Annotated in this window: 21 protein-coding genes and 2 pseudogenes; 10 read left to right on the forward strand and 13 right to left on the reverse strand. The window is 42.9% G+C overall.

Translation table 11 applies throughout. From position 1 onward, the window contains the following. The first annotated feature begins 121 nt into the window (after nucleotides 1-121). Complete coding sequence (locus L3Q72_RS07570) at nucleotides 122-472, forward strand: hypothetical protein (protein ID WP_275130849.1); 351 nt, start codon at nucleotides 122-124, stop codon at nucleotides 470-472. Nucleotides 473-628: 156 nt separating this feature from the next. On the opposite strand, the gene L3Q72_RS07575 is transcribed toward L3Q72_RS07570, so the two are convergent. Both L3Q72_RS07575 and L3Q72_RS07580 read right to left on the reverse strand, forming a co-directional pair. Next, nucleotides 629-850: a hypothetical protein gene (locus L3Q72_RS07575; protein ID WP_275132037.1), complete on the reverse strand. Its 222-nt coding sequence runs from the start codon at nucleotides 848-850 to the stop codon at nucleotides 629-631. Further along, nucleotides 850-1,350, reverse strand: a complete 501-nt coding sequence (locus tag L3Q72_RS07580) for a hypothetical protein (protein WP_275132038.1) — start codon at nucleotides 1,348-1,350, stop codon at nucleotides 850-852. Before L3Q72_RS07580 ends, L3Q72_RS07575 begins: the two co-directional genes overlap by 1 nt. A gap of 136 nt (nucleotides 1,351-1,486) precedes the next feature. Here L3Q72_RS07580 and L3Q72_RS07585 point away from each other — a divergent pair. Continuing rightward, nucleotides 1,487-1,744: pseudogene (locus L3Q72_RS07585) on the forward strand (carboxypeptidase M32); the annotation flags it as partial. 37 nt (nucleotides 1,745-1,781) lie between these two features. Here the strand turns inward: L3Q72_RS07585 and L3Q72_RS07590 are convergent. The 4 genes from L3Q72_RS07590 to L3Q72_RS07605 all read right to left on the reverse strand — a co-directional run bounded on the left by L3Q72_RS07590 (nucleotide 1,782) and on the right by L3Q72_RS07605 (nucleotide 3,315). Then, complete coding sequence (locus L3Q72_RS07590; RefSeq protein WP_275132039.1) at nucleotides 1,782-2,072, reverse strand: type II toxin-antitoxin system RelE/ParE family toxin; 291 nt, start codon at nucleotides 2,070-2,072, stop codon at nucleotides 1,782-1,784. Nucleotides 2,073-2,114: 42 nt separating this feature from the next. After that, nucleotides 2,115-2,390, reverse strand: coding sequence for a hypothetical protein (locus L3Q72_RS07595; RefSeq protein WP_275132040.1), 276 nt, complete (start codon nucleotides 2,388-2,390; stop codon nucleotides 2,115-2,117). 153 nt (nucleotides 2,391-2,543) lie between these two features. Further along, nucleotides 2,544-3,011, reverse strand: a complete 468-nt coding sequence (locus L3Q72_RS07600; RefSeq protein WP_275132041.1) for a type II toxin-antitoxin system YhaV family toxin — start codon at nucleotides 3,009-3,011, stop codon at nucleotides 2,544-2,546. Continuing rightward, nucleotides 3,001-3,315, reverse strand: coding sequence for a type II toxin-antitoxin system PrlF family antitoxin (locus L3Q72_RS07605; RefSeq protein WP_275132042.1), 315 nt, complete (start codon nucleotides 3,313-3,315; stop codon nucleotides 3,001-3,003). The genes L3Q72_RS07600 and L3Q72_RS07605 overlap by 11 nt, the downstream gene beginning before the upstream one ends. A gap of 83 nt (nucleotides 3,316-3,398) precedes the next feature. On the opposite strand from L3Q72_RS07605, the pseudogene L3Q72_RS07610 reads away from it, so the two are divergent. Further along, nucleotides 3,399-3,749, forward strand: a pseudogene (locus L3Q72_RS07610) (hypothetical protein); the annotation flags it as partial. Between the two features lie 60 nt (nucleotides 3,750-3,809). Here L3Q72_RS07610 and L3Q72_RS07615 read toward each other — a convergent pair. Next, nucleotides 3,810-4,694 (reverse strand): LysR family transcriptional regulator, encoded by an 885-nt coding sequence (locus L3Q72_RS07615; RefSeq protein ID WP_275132043.1) that lies wholly within the window; start codon nucleotides 4,692-4,694, stop codon nucleotides 3,810-3,812. 151 nt (nucleotides 4,695-4,845) lie between these two features. On the opposite strand from L3Q72_RS07615, the gene L3Q72_RS07620 reads away from it, so the two are divergent. Beyond that, the gene (locus L3Q72_RS07620) at nucleotides 4,846-5,670 is read left to right on the forward strand and encodes an NAD(P)-dependent oxidoreductase (protein WP_275132044.1); all 825 of its coding nucleotides are present in this window, start codon (nucleotides 4,846-4,848) and stop codon (nucleotides 5,668-5,670) included. Between the two features lie 177 nt (nucleotides 5,671-5,847). Here L3Q72_RS07620 and L3Q72_RS07625 read toward each other — a convergent pair whose 3' ends face one another. The 3 genes from L3Q72_RS07625 to L3Q72_RS07635 are packed head-to-tail and all read right to left on the reverse strand — an operon-like array spanning nucleotide 5,848 to nucleotide 6,972. Beyond that, nucleotides 5,848-6,216 (reverse strand): ATP-binding protein, encoded by a 369-nt coding sequence (locus L3Q72_RS07625; protein ID WP_275132045.1) that lies wholly within the window; start codon nucleotides 6,214-6,216, stop codon nucleotides 5,848-5,850. A gap of 13 nt (nucleotides 6,217-6,229) precedes the next feature. Beyond that, nucleotides 6,230-6,439: a PAS domain-containing protein gene (locus tag L3Q72_RS07630; RefSeq protein ID WP_275132046.1), complete on the reverse strand. Its 210-nt coding sequence runs from the start codon at nucleotides 6,437-6,439 to the stop codon at nucleotides 6,230-6,232. Between the two features lie 53 nt (nucleotides 6,440-6,492). After that, nucleotides 6,493-6,972, reverse strand: a complete 480-nt coding sequence (locus tag L3Q72_RS07635; protein WP_275132047.1) for a GNAT family protein — start codon at nucleotides 6,970-6,972, stop codon at nucleotides 6,493-6,495. Nucleotides 6,973-7,293: 321 nt separating this feature from the next. On the opposite strand from L3Q72_RS07635, the gene L3Q72_RS07640 reads away from it, so the two are divergent. From L3Q72_RS07640 to L3Q72_RS07660, 5 genes are all read left to right on the forward strand, one after another. Beyond that, complete coding sequence (locus L3Q72_RS07640) at nucleotides 7,294-8,301, forward strand: AraC family transcriptional regulator (protein WP_275132048.1); 1,008 nt, start codon at nucleotides 7,294-7,296, stop codon at nucleotides 8,299-8,301. 143 nt (nucleotides 8,302-8,444) lie between these two features. Further along, nucleotides 8,445-9,287, forward strand: coding sequence for an SDR family oxidoreductase (locus L3Q72_RS07645; protein ID WP_275129366.1), 843 nt, complete (start codon nucleotides 8,445-8,447; stop codon nucleotides 9,285-9,287). 20 nt (nucleotides 9,288-9,307) lie between these two features. Beyond that, nucleotides 9,308-9,694 (forward strand): DUF4345 domain-containing protein, encoded by a 387-nt coding sequence (locus tag L3Q72_RS07650; protein WP_275129367.1) that lies wholly within the window; start codon nucleotides 9,308-9,310, stop codon nucleotides 9,692-9,694. Nucleotides 9,695-9,804: 110 nt separating this feature from the next. After that, nucleotides 9,805-11,268 carry a methyl-accepting chemotaxis protein gene (locus tag L3Q72_RS07655; RefSeq protein WP_275129368.1) on the forward strand — a complete coding sequence of 488 codons (1,464 nt, stop codon included), beginning with the start codon at nucleotides 9,805-9,807 and terminating at the stop codon, nucleotides 11,266-11,268. Beyond that, complete coding sequence (locus L3Q72_RS07660; RefSeq protein ID WP_275129369.1) at nucleotides 11,265-11,693, forward strand: hypothetical protein; 429 nt, start codon at nucleotides 11,265-11,267, stop codon at nucleotides 11,691-11,693. Before L3Q72_RS07655 ends, L3Q72_RS07660 begins: the two co-directional genes overlap by 4 nt. Before the next feature lie 3 nt (nucleotides 11,694-11,696). Here L3Q72_RS07660 and L3Q72_RS07665 read toward each other — a convergent pair whose 3' ends face one another. After that, a complete protein-coding gene (locus L3Q72_RS07665) occupies nucleotides 11,697-12,371 on the reverse strand; it encodes a substrate-binding domain-containing protein (RefSeq protein ID WP_275129370.1) in 675 nt (224 codons plus the stop codon). Beyond that, complete coding sequence (locus tag L3Q72_RS07670; protein ID WP_275129371.1) at nucleotides 12,323-12,676, reverse strand: hypothetical protein; 354 nt, start codon at nucleotides 12,674-12,676, stop codon at nucleotides 12,323-12,325. The genes L3Q72_RS07665 and L3Q72_RS07670 overlap by 49 nt, the downstream gene beginning before the upstream one ends. Before the next feature lie 429 nt (nucleotides 12,677-13,105). Here L3Q72_RS07670 and L3Q72_RS07675 point away from each other — a divergent pair, with 429 nt between their 5' ends. Further along, nucleotides 13,106-14,572 (forward strand): aldehyde dehydrogenase family protein, encoded by a 1,467-nt coding sequence (locus L3Q72_RS07675; protein ID WP_275129372.1) that lies wholly within the window; start codon nucleotides 13,106-13,108, stop codon nucleotides 14,570-14,572. 148 nt (nucleotides 14,573-14,720) lie between these two features. Here the strand turns inward: L3Q72_RS07675 and L3Q72_RS07680 are convergent, their stop codons facing one another. Next, nucleotides 14,721-15,320, reverse strand: a complete 600-nt coding sequence (locus L3Q72_RS07680; RefSeq protein ID WP_275129373.1) for a transporter substrate-binding domain-containing protein — start codon at nucleotides 15,318-15,320, stop codon at nucleotides 14,721-14,723. Nucleotides 15,321-15,368 lie beyond the last annotated feature (48 nt).

The raw sequence follows: 15,368 nt of genomic DNA on the forward strand, positions 1-15,368 counted from the left end.
GAAAATGGGAGCGTAAATACGGCTGACAGGCACATCCACAGAAGTGGCAGCAGAGCATCGCCGTTGACGGTCCCTTGTACTGACTTATTGACGGAGAAACCGGCTTTGCACGCAGTACAACATGGCTATGAGCAGGGGCGGAACCCTGATGCGTTACTTTTTCTTTTTGGCGGGCACGATAGCGCTTTTGACGCAGGGCGTTATTGTGCTTTCCCTGACGACTTTGCTGGTATTTCATCGCCGCTCTTTTGAGGGAGTCTGCACGGGCTTTTTCAGCACACCCGTCAGAACAATAGCGGTTACCGCGATCACACCGGGTACAGATGATCACTTGCTTATGGCAGCGTTGGCAATTGAACAGTCGGCTGGAATCAGGCATCGGCAAAAAAAGGCCGATGAGGGCTGGATTTATTCCTCTTCTACAGCAACACTTAAGAGGGTCGCGCACCATGCGCGGGCTGGTAAGGCATGACGTCGGTGATCGCCAAATCAAATATGGCGTCATGCCGTTCTCACGGCACTTCTTGTTATAGCTCTACTCTGAAAATCTTGCCTGTTTTAGTCTGAAAATTTACCTGAGCAGAGATCATTCTCTGCGGGGATATTTAGGCTCTGGGAAATTTAGACTTTAAAGATCTGCGGCAAATAGTGGCGGTTTTAGACCGTTATTTACAGGAATAGCTTTTCTCAATTTTTGCTCCAATGTTCTGATGCTCAAATAATGGTCATTAGCGTCATTAAACATCCCATTTGCATAAAATATCTTAGTCCCGACCTTATCGATTGAACAATCTGACGCAAGACTCACATGAGGAAGGAATAGCAAAAATATATAGATAATAATCTTCATTACGGTAACTCCTTCACAACAGAAGCCTGCATTGTTCCGTTGCAAATCTCTTCATCATACTTAGAGCTAGGAACGGTTAATGTTCTTCCCGATAGATGCTTTTGAGCTTCAAAATGTGCTTCTATTCTTGCCCGAGTATTTAAAGTGACACTCTTAAGCTCTTGTTGTTTTGAATAAGCACCTTCTGGATCTGCGAGATAGAGACAATGTAAAGCACGAGTGGTTTCACTCCATTGTTTGAAAGTTTCTTCTTTGCTTGTATGCTGAAGAATTGTGTCTTGATAGGCTATTGCTAATCCCGTTAAAGCGGTATGAAGCTCTTTATCTAGATAATAGTTTTCTCCTATGTAACGTTGCACATCATCTCTCACCCCATCCTCATCAGAATCTATGCCTTCGAGCGTAAGCATACCTTCTTTACCAGGATCTGGAGGTAGCTGATCATAGCACCCTCCAAGAAATATAACGGTTAGAACTGCTCCAAGTAGTTTGCTGTCCATTTGCATACTCCAATCAATTGAAAGTCCGTGCAAATACTGCATTTTTAAAGAAAACGTATTTTCTGATTTGTGACTGAGATTCCGTGAGATACGCAGAATAATATGAAAAGAGCCAGTGATCAGTGTTCGCTAGAGGGATGGCGCATTCGGATATTTCCCAAGCTATACACTAGGCGCTATGTATGCAGCTCAGTTTATGGCGGCAATGAAGAAAACCGTTGATGTGGATGCTGCAATTCGCAGTGGTGATCTTTCACCTATCTTCAACTGGCTGTCTGAAAACATCTGGAGCAAAGGTAGCTTGCTGACTACTGATGAATTGGTTAAGGCGGCTACTGGTGAGACGTTGAATGCTGCTTTCTTCCAGGATCATTTAAGAAATCGTTATTTATAGCCTACAGCGAGAACAGTCTGATAGACTGTTCTCGTATCTAATTAAAGTCCTTGATGATCTGATGCCGATACAAAGCACTAATTAGATCTTGCTTAGTATGTAAAATAAGCATGACATAGGCTTTACTATCAATTACTTCATATAAGCATCGATATGAACTATCTAATCTTTCCTGAAACTTAATGCCAAAATCTAACAATGTAGCGTTATATCGATAACGTTCAGGATTTTCAGAGATCGCATCATAATTGCGATTTACTAAACCATCAGTAAATGTTGCCACTTGCTCTTCGGAGTGATTTTCAACTGCAAGAGATTCTATTTCCAATCAACAGTTAACGGCCATTTCAGTAAAAACAACTTCCAAGAATCAACTCCTCGCAGCACGAAGGCGGTCTAGCACCTGCTCTTTTGAATGAACACGACCAATAGCAACATCTTCTTTAGCCATCATTGCCAGTTTTAATAACGCATTTGCTTGTCGCTCTGCATGGAGAATTTTTTCTTCTTGTTCTCTTTCTTCCGCTGTTTGAATATATAATTCAGCCGTACCATTTTTTGTCACAACACAACCACCTTTAAATGCATCAGGATTACCAAGGCAGTCTTTTGCTGCACGTTGTGACATTGTATGTGTCTTGTTCATAGTGACCTCACTATCATCTCTTCATGGCAGATCAGTTCGGCTAGTTTTTCATCACTATACACAGGGACTCCTTATCGCAGGATAAAAGCTACAATGGGGCAAATCTTGGTTAAGGGAAGCAGTGGATTAACGGCCTACAAGGTTAGTATACATTTAGTCTCTGTCTTCAATTAGTTCGGATACATCAACTGATTGTCGTTTTAAATCATCCCACGCATCAGGCGGGGTTCCATCCACTAGCATTTTCTTAAACACTGAGTACGCATCACTTTTTGAGCCGTAAGTTCTCAGTGTGCTTTCGTCATTAACCCATCCATAGATGATTGTTTTGCTTTTGTGATCATATCTAAAAAACAACCGAAATCGCCCTTTAAAGAATTTTGCTCTAAACCAATGTCGATTAATACCTGCAGTGCCACCATGCCTGTATGAAGGTAATGCAGGGTTCGTTGGTATAACTTCGAAAATTAACTTCTGAATGGCAAATAGTAATTTAGTGGCTGATTTTTTCTGAAATGTGGTTGGGTGCTTCTCTTTTAGTAACTTAACTTTTTCTACCAGCTCATTGTACTGCTCGGAAAAACAGGAATGCGTAAAGCAATTCCAGCTATTAATCTTCATCGTCAAACAGCTCTGAATCTAAATCCACATCCATTCCAGCTGTCAACTCTAAACCCATTGGGTTGAGTGCAGACAATGAGCTAACTGATTTACCATTTTTAATATCTTGGTCAATTAGTGATAGAAACGCACCAACAGTAGGATCTACATGCTGTGCTACACGACTAAGAACAACCTCACCACGCTCATTTAAGCCGTAGTGTATCTTATCGTTCTTCTCAAGACCCAGAGCCGTTCTAATCTCTTGTGGGATAGTAGTTTGATAACGACTTGTCACTGATGATTCTACTGCCAGCAATTCCATAAAATTCACCTCTGTTGTTTGCTTCATATAACAGTAATGCAGTCGCATTATTTTGTCAATTGAATGTCCCCTACTGCCCTGCCAGACATGTTTTACCAAATCTTGATCTTCGATTAAAGGCACTTACTCCAAAGTAATCAACGCCTTAATATGCATTTGACATTTTACGCTGGATAGATGGCGCATTGGGATACTTCCCAAGCTACACACTAGGCGCAATGTATGCCGCTCAGTTTATGGCCGCGATGAATAAAACTGTCGATGTGGATACTGCAATTCGCAGTGCTGATCTTTCACCTATCTTTAACTGGTTGTCTGAGAATACCTGAAGTAAAGACCGCTTGCTCACAACCAATGAACTGGTCATGTCCGCTACTGGTGAGACTTTAAACCCTGAACACTTTAAAGCTCACTTAAAAAGTCGTTACCTCTAATCAGGTTTTCTAAAAACAAACTGTCGGGTTTAGTTCTCCAGATAATAGGAGGATTCCGCCCTATCCGATCAGTTTTTGTTTGAGCTGTGCAACCTCTTGAATTTCGTTGATTATAGCCTGAACCGCATCGTTCGACGCTTGCTCTTTTGCACACATTAATCTCAAAGAGCACGTTAAGGTTGGTGAGACAGTTTGACGAGTGACTAATTTCTTCCAGTCATCTGGAAAAGCCAGGCCTGGTATCAATGAAGTACCATAACCAGATGACACTATCGAAAACAGTGCAGCCGTATCGGATACTGTTGTCTTAATAGATAGCTCGTGCTTATGTTGGTCAAATAGCGCCTGGATAAATATTTCACATCCAGATGATGAGACAATAATCGGCTTGCTATCTAAACTCTTTAAGTCGACGGTCGACGTTTTTAACTGTCCATACGGTGTGATTAGATAAAATTCATCATCAAAGAGCAGCTCACTGCACGAAACATCCATGTTATATGCGATGCCGATATCTGCAATCCCACTTTTTACCCAGTGCTCAACTTCTTGATCAGTTCCCGTAAACAGATTGATTTCTATTTTAGGGTGACTCTTTCGGATATTTGCCAAGACCTCGGAAAGAATGACTCTCGAAACACAGTTTATCGCTGCAATACTCACTGCTCCTGAAACAGAAGAACTCGCGAGTTGTAGGATATTATCTATAGCCTCAAGAGCGATGGTTGCCGATTCGCTTGCAGCTAGCCCCGCAGCCGTAAGCGATATCCCTCTTGACTCTCGTATTACAACAGGAGTCTCCAGAGTCCTTTCTATAGCTTTAACAGCATGACTTACCGCTGATTGTGTTACATGGAGCTGCTGTGCTGTGCGACTGATACTGCCCGTTTCTCTCAAGGAATCTAATGTCTTTAACATCATCACATTGATATTAGCACTCTTCATATGGGTATAAATTTATATCATTTTATTCATATCACCATTGTAGTTATTCTTCCCACAACTAGAAAGCATAAACTTAGAATGTGAACACATAGCTTTGAAGCATGAAGTCCGCTATGCAGAAATCAAGTGTGTTGTTCATTGGAGATGAGATATGTCAAAAACAATCTTAATTACAGGTGCAAACGGCAGGATCGGCTCTGCACTCGTCAAATATATTGATGCTAACTACTCAGGTTACAATCTGATCTTAGGTGATCTAAGCATTACCGAAAAAAGAGGCATTGAATTAGACGTGAGTGACTTAGCAGCGACTCGCACGGTTTTTGAAAATAATGATATAGATGTTGTTGTTCATTTGGCTGGGCTCGCTTCTCCCGATACGCCTTTTGAACACCTGCTTCCTGCAAACATAGTTGGAACCTATAACATCTTCCAGGCCGCTTCTGAGGCAAGGGTAAAGCGAGTCATTTACGCAAGTAGCGCCCAAACGATAGAAGGCTACCCTCTTGATATTCAAGTAAAAGAACATATGCCTGTGCGTCCCAAAAACTTGTATGGGGTTAGTAAAGTGTTTGGCGAAGCTTTGGGTGCATACTACGCATATCAAAGAAACACTGAAGTTATTGCAATTCGAATTGGAGCATTTGAGTATCAACACGAGTGGAGCCAGTTAAGCTCCCGAGACTTAAGCGCATGGAGCGAGCCCCAGGACCTATGCTCTTTGCTTATCAATAGTATCGAATCTGACCTGGCTGATGAGCCTTTTGTTATTGCTCATGGTATCTCAAACAATCGATTTAAGAGATTGGATATATCTGAAACTAAGAAAGCTTTAGGCTATGACCCCAAATCTGATGCTTTTGACGTTTGGAATACAGGGCTTTCAACTGAAAGCAAACCAAACGAAGAGACTCCAGGAACGTCAGAGAATTCATTCATGAAACACTTGTATATCTACTCGTGTATCAAGATGTGAAACTGAGACAGCTTGGCTTAGATGAAGCTCAGTCAGTGTTAGTACACGTTATTTTGTACACTTAATTTGTCCCCGGCACACAAATCCACTTAGTCAGAGCGGTAAATGTGTTTTCGGATTAATTCAGTTACAGCGTAACCATCCATCTCCGGCAGCTGTATATCCATCAACACAGCATCAAATCGATTGTCCGAGAGTACCATATCGACCGGCCCTGCCGTTTTCAGCCAGAACGGTTTCAATGCCCTGACTATCAAGCAATGCTTGAGCCACTATTTGATTGACTCGATTATCTTCAACTAACAGAACCCGGGCGCCCTTAAGTGCGGCATTCCTTTGTTCCTGCAACTGCTTTAAATCCGGAAAGTGACCTTTTTCTGTATCTCTGATCACATTCTTAACGAAACAAACTGTAAAACTAAAGCAGCTACCCTGTCCCGGAACGCTGGTTACAGACAGTGTTCCGCCCATCATCTCAACCAGAGTTTTACTGATGTTAAGACCAAGTCCGGTCCCTCCGTATTTTCGGGTTGTTGAGCTGTCCACCTGCTCAATAGCTTCAAATAATCTGTCTTTCTGTGACTTGAGAAAGATCAGAAAAACCAAGAAGCTTAAAATAGGCGTTATTACAATCAAGCGGAGTACCGTTGCTGTCAATAATGATTGATGCGGCCTCCGAAGTGTTGAACAATCGCTGATAATCAGCAAGCTTTCTTTTTAATGTTTGGTTTTCGAGATTTAATTTATACAACTGATCGTCAGTCAGCATTTTAGGCTTCCTTGTTAGTATCAATACAGGAAAGAGCTTTACCGAAAAAGGAGTTAAGGTATTTTCATTGCCATTCTAAGCAAGTCCCAGGTTTCACCATTACAGGAAATACTCCCGCTCTCTGTCGCAATTATCTCAAATCCTAATGACTTGTAACAAGCTATGGCAGCAGTATTGTGAGCGTAGACCGCCAAGCTTAACCTGGTGCAGCCCGGTATCTCTTTTACATTCGAAATCAGAGCACGGAGCATTATGCTTGATAAGCTCTGTCCCCGGAACTCATCAGCGATGAAAACCCGGCATATTCTATAGTGATCTTCTGATACTTTATACCGCTCTACAAAGCCTGCCTGTTTATCATCAACAACAAATATGTAGGGGGTAACTTCGGGTTTACCAAAGTGTTCAGAGAGCTGTTCTCTCGTTAACGGAAATTCAAATGTCGGCCCTCCCCATAGATAATTCAACTCTTCTGAGTTTATCCAGCGGATAAGTAAATCGTAATTGTCGTCAGTAAAGTTTGTTAGCGTCATGGCTAAGCGTCCTCTCTTTTTATGTCATAGTGACAATATCGCTCAACTATGTGAACTAAATACAGGTTCATTCAAAAAATGACACATTAGGATAGGATTTTGGCGCAACCTGATAGGGTCATAGTAACGAGTCAGTATTATAGTACTTCCGACCCTTTAGTAGAAACAAAGGTCATCAAGTCAAATGACGTTTAAATGCGGTAAATTTACCTTAGCCAACCGGTTCCCCACCAGTTGGCAATTTTTTTGTTAAGCCAATCAATGATGACTTTTCCTGTCCAAGTTATAATGAGCCGGAATAAAAAAAAGGAGCTCTATAACATGCAACAGTACTCGTTTGTGGATTCACTGAAACTTGTTTCGAGCATTCTGAAGGTTGATCCGGCAGAAGCATTGGAGCGCTCAAACCTTCCCCGTGACTATCTGAATCAGAAAAATAAAAAGATAAGCGCTAAACAGTATTTCGAGCTGTGGGAGTCCACGCTATACACAGAAAAAGAGCGATGCAGTGTATTTCAACTGGCGATGGCGATGGCTCATGCCCCGTTTGCCTCTCCCGCTTATGCTTTTTCCTGCAGCCCTAATATACTGGAAGGCTTAAAGCGTTTCTCTGTATTTAAGCCACTGCTGGGTCCGATAAGATTTACGGTCGAAGAAACACAGGAAAGCGTTGCGCTTATCATCGATTCTCCAACTGCCGATGCCCATTTCCCTGACTCTATGTACTGGTTCGAACTGCTTTACACTATGGAAAGCTGTCGTTCTTTAACCACTAGCCACATTGTGCCACTGAAGGTAGAGATGAAAGAGCTGCCTCCAAACCGGGCCGCCTATGAAGAGTACCTGGGTTGTACTATCACTCAAAGCTCAGCACTTCGAATCGAAATATCAAAACAAGATTCCATGTTGCCTCTTATCTCTGAAAACGCCCGCTTATGGACATCATTTGAAAGAGAGCTACAAAAAGAACTGATTCAGAATGATAGCGAGCAACCTGTTTCCGTACATGTGAGAAGTGCTTTGATGGATCTTTTACCAGCGGGTGTATCAAGTGTTGAGGCCGTGAGTGAGCAGCTTCATATGAGCCGACGCAGTTTGCAAAGAAAACTTCAGGCAGAAGAGAAAAACTACAAACAGATTCTGGAAAGCACCCGGAGAGAACTGGCATTTTATTACTTATCCAAACCGGATATCAGCGTTTATGAGATATCGTTTCTTCTGGCATTCCAGGAGCCAAACTCGTTTTGCCGGGCATTTCATAACTGGGCAGGTATGACGCCGCTTGAGGCAAGAAATCAGATTCTGGATGAAAGACAGGTTGCTCATTAGACAAAAGCTCATAAAGACACTTCAGTAATCATTCAGTTTGGCGTCGTTAGCGCATAGCTTGGCGCCGATTGATTTTTAGCTATTTCCATCACTGCCTAAAATGTCAGACAACCTTAATTAAAAAGATATTGTCGGGGCATCTCATGGAAAACTTCAAAGAAAAAGTCGTCGTTATTACTGGTGGCGAAACAGGTATTGGATTAGGTTTCGCCAAATCCTTCGCAGCTGAAGGCGCGTATGTTGTTATTGCCGGTATTCAGCAAGACCGACTGCGTGAAGCTGTAGAAATTATCGAAGCTTCAGGGGGTAGTGCAAAATCTTTTGTCTGTGATGTTACTAATTATAACGAAGTTACTGCCCTGGCTGATTTCGCTTGGCAGTGGAAAGGCCGTGTTGAAGTTATCATCAACAATGCGGGTGTAATGGTACCCCACGCTCCGGTTCTCACCATGCCTATGGAGCATATACAACATATATTCAATGTAAACCTGTTTGGTGTTATCAACGGCTCAAAAGTATTTGGTCAGCGCTTTATTGAACAGGGCATTCCCGCTGCCATTTACAATGTAGGCTCAGAGAACTCACTGTTCCATGGTACGCCACTTAACGGCGCTTACGTAGCGACCAAGCATGGCGTCTATGCAATGACTCACTCCCTTTATGAAGAACTTCCGGACTATATTGACGTAAGCCTGATTTGCCCTGGTTTCGTTTTTTCTGAGCTTGGTCCGGAAGAAAATATGAAACACGGTATGCCAACGAATGAGTTTATCGCGACCGCGATGCCACAGTTAAAAGCAGGCGAGTTTTATGTTGTTTCACACGCCCACAATATGCAGCGCATTGATGAGCGGCACGCTCTGCTGGAAAAAGCCTACGCTAAGTATGCGCCGCGTTACCAGGGCGATGTTCAGTATGATGTCCGTTCAGTAGTACAGCCGGTTCTGGAAGAGCAAATTGGCGTCAAACTAAGGGAACTAAAATAGTCACCAAACAGGAGTCACAAATGCCGATAAGCCGTTATTATCTTCTGGCCTGTGCAACAATCATTGCCTGTGTTGGGATTATATATGGGATAAAGCCGGATGTGCTTATCCCTGCCCTTTTTAATATCGAAAATATCTCATTAGATATGACCCATATATTCCGGGCAGTGATGGGCCTTTATGTCGGGATGTCACTCTATTGGTTTTATGTTTCGTTTAAAACGGAAATGCACCGGCAAGCTATTGTCGTTGCACTTTTCTTTTTAACCGGCCTGGCTACTGCGCGCATAACCAGCATTTTTATTGATGGTTTACCCGGATATTTTTTACTTTTTTATCTGTCCGGAGAGCTGATGCTAATCGGAGCGGGGCTTTATTCACTCAGAAAACTGAAATTGGAGACCTAGAGCAAAGAAAGCAACTTTTTTGTGTACTGCTATGCTAATAATTACTAACAAAAATAACCATAGAAACATTCATACCTAAATCTAGTAAATACCCAAAGAGAGCGATTACTATGAAACTGGATCGAGAGCTAACCTTTCAGGAAAAAACCTATGTTATCGCTATTCCGATGACGATTCTTTCATTTGTCTACTTTGCGCGATATGGCTACGCAACGGTGGACTTGATCGTTACCGTTATACTGGCCTCTGTGACGTTTGCGTTAAATCAAAAGGTATTTCGTGTTTTGTTGCCTTACCTTTTATACGGTTTTGTGGCACTCCATATCCACCAGGCCTATGGTGATACAATGCTTCACTTTGAAGTGTTCATCCTGCTTGGGCTAATGACACTATATAACGACTGGTTAATGGTCCTGCATTGCCTGATCGCCGCAGCTCTTCACCATATCTTTTTCCACTGGATGCAGGTCTCTGGTGTACCTGTTTTTATTTTCCCCCCGAATAGTAGTTATACCCTTGTTATTGAGCACTGCCTCTATGCAGCCTTTCAGGCAAGTGCTTCAATTTACGGATGTTTAGCCCTTAACAAAGGGCTGAAACGCATGAATTATGTTAATGAGCTTGTTAGCGAAGTGGTTCAGGAAGAAAAACTAAATCTGGACATCAAGCTTCAGTCAGGTGATGAGTTTTATGACAGGTTCAATCAGATTATTATCCAACTGCAAAATATGGCAACCGTCCAGCGGCAATCCATCAGTGAATTGGAAACCGTATCATCAGACTTTATCTCTAACCTGGAAGCGGTGGACAATGAAATCTCACAAAATTCACTAAACACCGAAATGGTTGCAACCGCAATTGAAGAACTGGGCAGTTCATTTAATAGCATCTCGCACACCAGTCAGACATGCAGTGATAGCACTCAACACGCGAATCAGCTTAGTAACGACGCTCTGGCCCGATCTGCTGCGTGTCAAAGCACATTGGCAGAGCTGCGAAATATCGTTACCGATACACAAACCAACGTTGCGGATGTTGTCAAAGATACTGAAAGTATTCACCAGATTTTACAGACAATTACAGGCATTTCTGAGCAAACAAATCTGTTAGCACTCAATGCTTCCATCGAAGCGGCAAGAGCCGGTGAAGCCGGGCGAGGTTTCGCTGTAGTAGCCGATGAAGTACGTCAACTGGCAACCCGCACCAGCGCCAGTGTGGATGAGATTAGCCAGTCGCTTTCCGTATTAGACAAAAACATCAAACTCTCAACAAATAATATCAGCAACATGATCGCTTTTTCCGGAGAGGTTTCCGACTCAGTTGATGCCATTATAGAAGTGACAGAAGAGATATCTGGCAATATCAACAAAGTGAGTGATGAAATGTATCACGTTGCATCCTCTGTGACAGAGCAGAATACTGCCCTTGAGCAGATCAACGAAAATATGTCCAGTGTGAATACTTCTTCGCGGATAATCAGCGAAAAGTCAGAGAACCAGAAATTGTCAATATCTGAGCTTTCTGCCTCTATAGAAAAACTGCTCACCCTGAGCAGCAGGTTCGTTTTACGATGAAGCTTATTCAGTTTGGATTGATTCTACTGGTATTTACAGCAGGCTTTTTTGCCCCGGACCTGCTGCAATGGAAGAAAAAGATGGAGTTTGTACAGCTTCCTCCGGATTACCGGGTTATTGATTGTGTACTTTCGGGCCGAAAGTGCCAGGCAGATGATTATGAACTGCGGCTGCTTGACGGTAACTTTTTAACCTTAGAGCGCACCACTTTCCAGCTCAAGCATGCGCAGCAGGTTATCAGGTCTGACATCCTGATAACCTCGGATGATAACCAGTTCGGAACATTGCTCAGCCAGGACATTGAGCAGTCTGACGCCCATAAAGACGTGCTCATTCCCTATTGCGGCAACCCGATAATGCACATTATCGTGGTAGATAAAAACCGTAAGACCGGGCTTTTAGTTAAAGAATCGGCAGAGCGATGAACACTATATCAGGCTGTTTAGTTTTTTGATCAGCATGCTTACCTTTGCTCTGTCATGGGCTGCGTGAGCGGCCACAGAGCTTTTTCTGACAAGAAGCTCTACCGCTGTTTCAATCCTTTCAGGTGAAGAGGTTGCTCCGTTTTGAACAAGAGTATCGACCGCAGTTTTCCCCATTAGAATAAAATCTTGCTTACTTGTTGTTAAAGGAGGGAAATAGTAAGCTGCGTCTTCTATTCCATCAAACCCGACAACTGAGACTTCTCCTGGTATTGAAATATTCACTTCACTTAAAGCGCGGATTGCCCCCAGAGCCATCTGGTCATTTGCACACAAAACGGCATCAAAGTAATCGCCCTTAGCGATAACAGACTGAACGGCTAAAAAGCCACTTTCAGGCAGCCAGTTACCTTCGTATATACCAACAATATCAACACCTGACTCCTTTGCAGCCTCCAGCCAGGGTTCAAGCCTCAGTTGAGATACATTAAAGTTTTTCGGTCCGGCAACAATAAAGACTTTTTTTCTGTTTTGTTCAGTCAGGTGTTTTATCGCCAGATTCGCCCCCTGATGGTTATCACAGCAGACGCAGTTAACCGGGGTGCCTTTAGGGACATCGATAAATAAGAAATCTACTTTGGGGTACCGGGTTTGCAGTTCAATTGCCGCCTCTTTTGACATAGGCGTATTGACGATAATCCTGGTGATTTTCTGAGATAACTGGTGCTCTGGAAGTAATCAAACATACCAGCTTGTACACCAGCCATGCACTCTTTGGTTGTTGAGCAAAGCTGTGCTGACGGGTAAATTTTAACTTCCACTCTGCCATTAGAACGGTTTTCTACCAAATTTTTAAACACCAGCAGCGACTGGTGGTTATAGTTATCAAGGTTAGCAACGTGAGGGACTGTTAAGGTATATTCTGCGGAAAGGGCAGAGCCGGAAAATACCGCCGTTGCCGCCAGTGCAAGTAATGCCTTTTTCATATTTATTCCTTTTATTACATTTTTGACCATGTAACGTACACATTATTACAGCGCTCCAACATAAACTTATATATTTTGATAATAAACTTATCGATTTTCCGGTTTGATTTTGTCTAAAGTTAAATTTATAACACGCGTCACAAAACCAGTCTGAAACAGTTCATCCAGTGTTTACTTCTCACTATTGGACTTTGGCGCCGATAGCGAGTGCGCTGGCGCGCTTTGCTTAGACATCGCACTCAAGCAGGTCTATTTTTACCCTGTACCCACTAAGCAAGGAAATAACAAATGCTAGCCAAAGACGCATATAACCAATTAGAGCCAACTCAATGGGCAGAGACCCCGGTTGTTGAACGTTTATCACTTATTGAAGAGATTTAGGATAACCTCTTAAAGTTTATGGACGAGCTTGGCAGTGTAGACTCCAATATGAAATGCCAACTAACGGCGGAAGGAGCTGTTACATTTGGTGAGGGAGTCGGGACAACTGTAAATTCAATGGGAAATACCCTGTTAGGTATTCGCCGACTTTATGAGAGCCTGGTTCATGGTGAACTTCCTAAGCCTATCAACATTACTCCTCTTGGGGATGATAATTTTGAAGTTGAAGTTTATCCGGTCCATAAAAAAGATAAGCTAATGGCTGCCAAAATGAAAGGCTATCTGCATATCAAAGGAACACCTGAGCAGGTACACCCTCTTGATAAACCAGCAGGTATTATCGCTGTCTCTGGCGCTGGTAACTACAGTTCATCAATCGAAATGGTTATGGCTCTTTTCCTTGAAAATAAGGCTGTTATTCACAAGCCTCACCAATTAAACGAAGCAACAGATAAAGTCTGGGAGAAAATATTTGCTCCGCTAATTGAACGCAAGGCTCTGGTATTTATCGGCTCCGACCAGGGACATGCAATGTCCGCTCTGGAGGGACTGCACTCCATTTACTTTACTGGTTCTACCGGTGTCGCACACGCTATTCAGGATGCTGCCAGTGCACCTCTTGTTTCCGAGTGTGGCGGAAACAATCCGTGTCTGATCGTTCCAGGTATTCGGCCTTGGACTGAAAAGGAAATTGACAGATGGGCGATGCAAATTGTGTCAGCCGGTAAGCTTAATGGCGGCGCAGTTTGTGGTCGTCCGCAGACCATCATTACATCTAAATCCTGGCCTCAGCGTGAGCAATTTATTGCAGCCCTGCGCAATGCAATTACAAAAGTCACTTTTGCAGCAACGACTTATTATCCGGGCATTGAGAAAACTAAAGCCGCATTTATGGAAAATCAGCCAACGGCAGAAATATTAAAACCTGAAGATGGCAGCAATCCGTTTGGAGACGTCATCTTTATTCCGGATATCGGTGAGGATGATTTTGCTGTTACAAACGAAGCTTTCTGCCAATTGTTTAGTGAACTACCGTTAGATACGGAAAACGATGCTGACGACTACCTGACTAAAGCCACAGAGTTTTGTAATACTAAGCTGCTTGGCTCTCTGGGCTGTATGGTCTTAGTCGACAATGACACGCTTAAGGAAAAAGAAGAGCGTGTTCACCAGGCTGTTCAAGAGCTAAATTACGGTGGTATTGCAGTAAACAATATTCCGCCAAATATTTGGCTGAACCCTTACCTGACCTGGGGCGGCTGTGGTGAGACTGCCGAAAACTTTGTCTCTGGTGTCGGTAACTTTGGTAATGGCTTAAACTTCAACAATATTATTAAGTCAGTCATTATCGATGACTTTACTGCGATGACATTTGCTCTGACTAACAAAGTGCAATTTGAGCACCTGTTGGTCAACGCTTCCAAGTTCTCTGTGCATCAGAGCTGGGGGCACTTTGTTAAGCTTGCCGGACAAATGGTTGTTGATGGAATATGTCCTAAAAACAACAAGAAATAAGCTGTAATCAGGGTTAAATTATAAAGCCCGGCCAACTATTTAAAGTGGGCCGGGCTTCTTTTCATTTTAATATATTATACCAATCCCAGTAATTATCTGTTCATCCTTGCTTGTCAAAGTCGCTAATAGCTAATTACTGGGATTGGTATTACTTAGCTGCTGCCTCATTAAGTTCTTTTTCTGCGTATCTTTTCCACAGGGCCTTAAGCTCACCGGATTCATGCATTGATTTCAGGGTACTTTCAATTTTCTCAATCACATCCGGGTGCTGCCTGTTTATGTAGTGATAGAGTCCCTGAACAATGACGGGATCCGAAAGTGGCACAATGTCTTTTACTTTCTGCGCCCTGATCTCATACTCACCATTTAGCTGGCTGATTACAACAGCATCAACTCTGCCCATGGACAGTAGCCTAATTGCCATAGCGACATCATCAACCTGAATAACATGAGGGAAGTCTTTTACATAGGTGTTGGCATGCCGGATCCCCCGGACAACAGCGACCGAATAGAGGCTAAGATTTTTAATTGGTAGCTGGGAGTTTAACTCCTGTACATAAACCTGTGTTTTAACATCACCAAGGGAGTATGGTATTCGGTAGAGTTGCGACTCCGCCCCATGGTTAGTAAGTATCCGCATAATTTCACCATCACGCACACCTTCTTTCGCTTCAAATGTTGCCCGTCTTGCAGGGAGAGCCTTAACGCTTATTCCTACACCAGCCTTGCGATAGATTTCTTCTACCACTTTCTCTCCTACGTTTTGTATGGGGCAGTTATTAATGCGGGCGAATTG

The sequence above is a fragment of the Vibrio sp. JC009 genome (genome assembly GCF_029016485.1).
Taxonomy (GTDB): Bacteria; Pseudomonadota; Gammaproteobacteria; order Enterobacterales; family Vibrionaceae; genus Vibrio.

What these genes read in the sequence shown, in the direction of transcription:
- L3Q72_RS07660 (WP_275129369.1), top strand. Translation starts at nt 11,265, where the DNA reads ATGAAGCTTATTCAGTTTGGATTGATTCTACTGGTATTTACAGCAGGC.
- L3Q72_RS07675 (WP_275129372.1), top strand. Translation starts at nt 13,106, where the DNA reads ATGAAATGCCAACTAACGGCGGAAGGAGCTGTTACATTTGGTGAGGGA.
- L3Q72_RS07640 (WP_275132048.1), top strand. Translation starts at nt 7,294, where the DNA reads ATGCAACAGTACTCGTTTGTGGATTCACTGAAACTTGTTTCGAGCATT.
- L3Q72_RS07655 (WP_275129368.1), top strand. Translation starts at nt 9,805, where the DNA reads ATGAAACTGGATCGAGAGCTAACCTTTCAGGAAAAAACCTATGTTATC.
- L3Q72_RS07595 (WP_275132040.1), bottom strand. Translation starts at nt 2,390, where the DNA reads ATGAACAAGACACATACAATGTCACAACGTGCAGCAAAAGACTGCCTT.
- L3Q72_RS07570 (WP_275130849.1), top strand. Translation starts at nt 122, where the DNA reads ATGGCTATGAGCAGGGGCGGAACCCTGATGCGTTACTTTTTCTTTTTG.
- L3Q72_RS07605 (WP_275132042.1), bottom strand. Translation starts at nt 3,315, where the DNA reads ATGGAATTGCTGGCAGTAGAATCATCAGTGACAAGTCGTTATCAAACT.
- L3Q72_RS07620 (WP_275132044.1), top strand. Translation starts at nt 4,846, where the DNA reads ATGTCAAAAACAATCTTAATTACAGGTGCAAACGGCAGGATCGGCTCT.
- L3Q72_RS07615 (WP_275132043.1), bottom strand. Translation starts at nt 4,694, where the DNA reads ATGAAGAGTGCTAATATCAATGTGATGATGTTAAAGACATTAGATTCC.
- L3Q72_RS07580 (WP_275132038.1), bottom strand. Translation starts at nt 1,350, where the DNA reads ATGGACAGCAAACTACTTGGAGCAGTTCTAACCGTTATATTTCTTGGA.
- L3Q72_RS07670 (WP_275129371.1), bottom strand. Translation starts at nt 12,676, where the DNA reads ATGAAAAAGGCATTACTTGCACTGGCGGCAACGGCGGTATTTTCCGGC.
- L3Q72_RS07635 (WP_275132047.1), bottom strand. Translation starts at nt 6,972, where the DNA reads ATGACGCTAACAAACTTTACTGACGACAATTACGATTTACTTATCCGC.
- L3Q72_RS07665 (WP_275129370.1), bottom strand. Translation starts at nt 12,371, where the DNA reads ATGTCAAAAGAGGCGGCAATTGAACTGCAAACCCGGTACCCCAAAGTA.
- L3Q72_RS07600 (WP_275132041.1), bottom strand. Translation starts at nt 3,011, where the DNA reads ATGAAGATTAATAGCTGGAATTGCTTTACGCATTCCTGTTTTTCCGAG.
- L3Q72_RS07645 (WP_275129366.1), top strand. Translation starts at nt 8,445, where the DNA reads ATGGAAAACTTCAAAGAAAAAGTCGTCGTTATTACTGGTGGCGAAACA.
- L3Q72_RS07650 (WP_275129367.1), top strand. Translation starts at nt 9,308, where the DNA reads ATGCCGATAAGCCGTTATTATCTTCTGGCCTGTGCAACAATCATTGCC.
- L3Q72_RS07575 (WP_275132037.1), bottom strand. Translation starts at nt 850, where the DNA reads ATGAAGATTATTATCTATATATTTTTGCTATTCCTTCCTCATGTGAGT.
- L3Q72_RS07630 (WP_275132046.1), bottom strand. Translation starts at nt 6,439, where the DNA reads ATGCTGACTGACGATCAGTTGTATAAATTAAATCTCGAAAACCAAACA.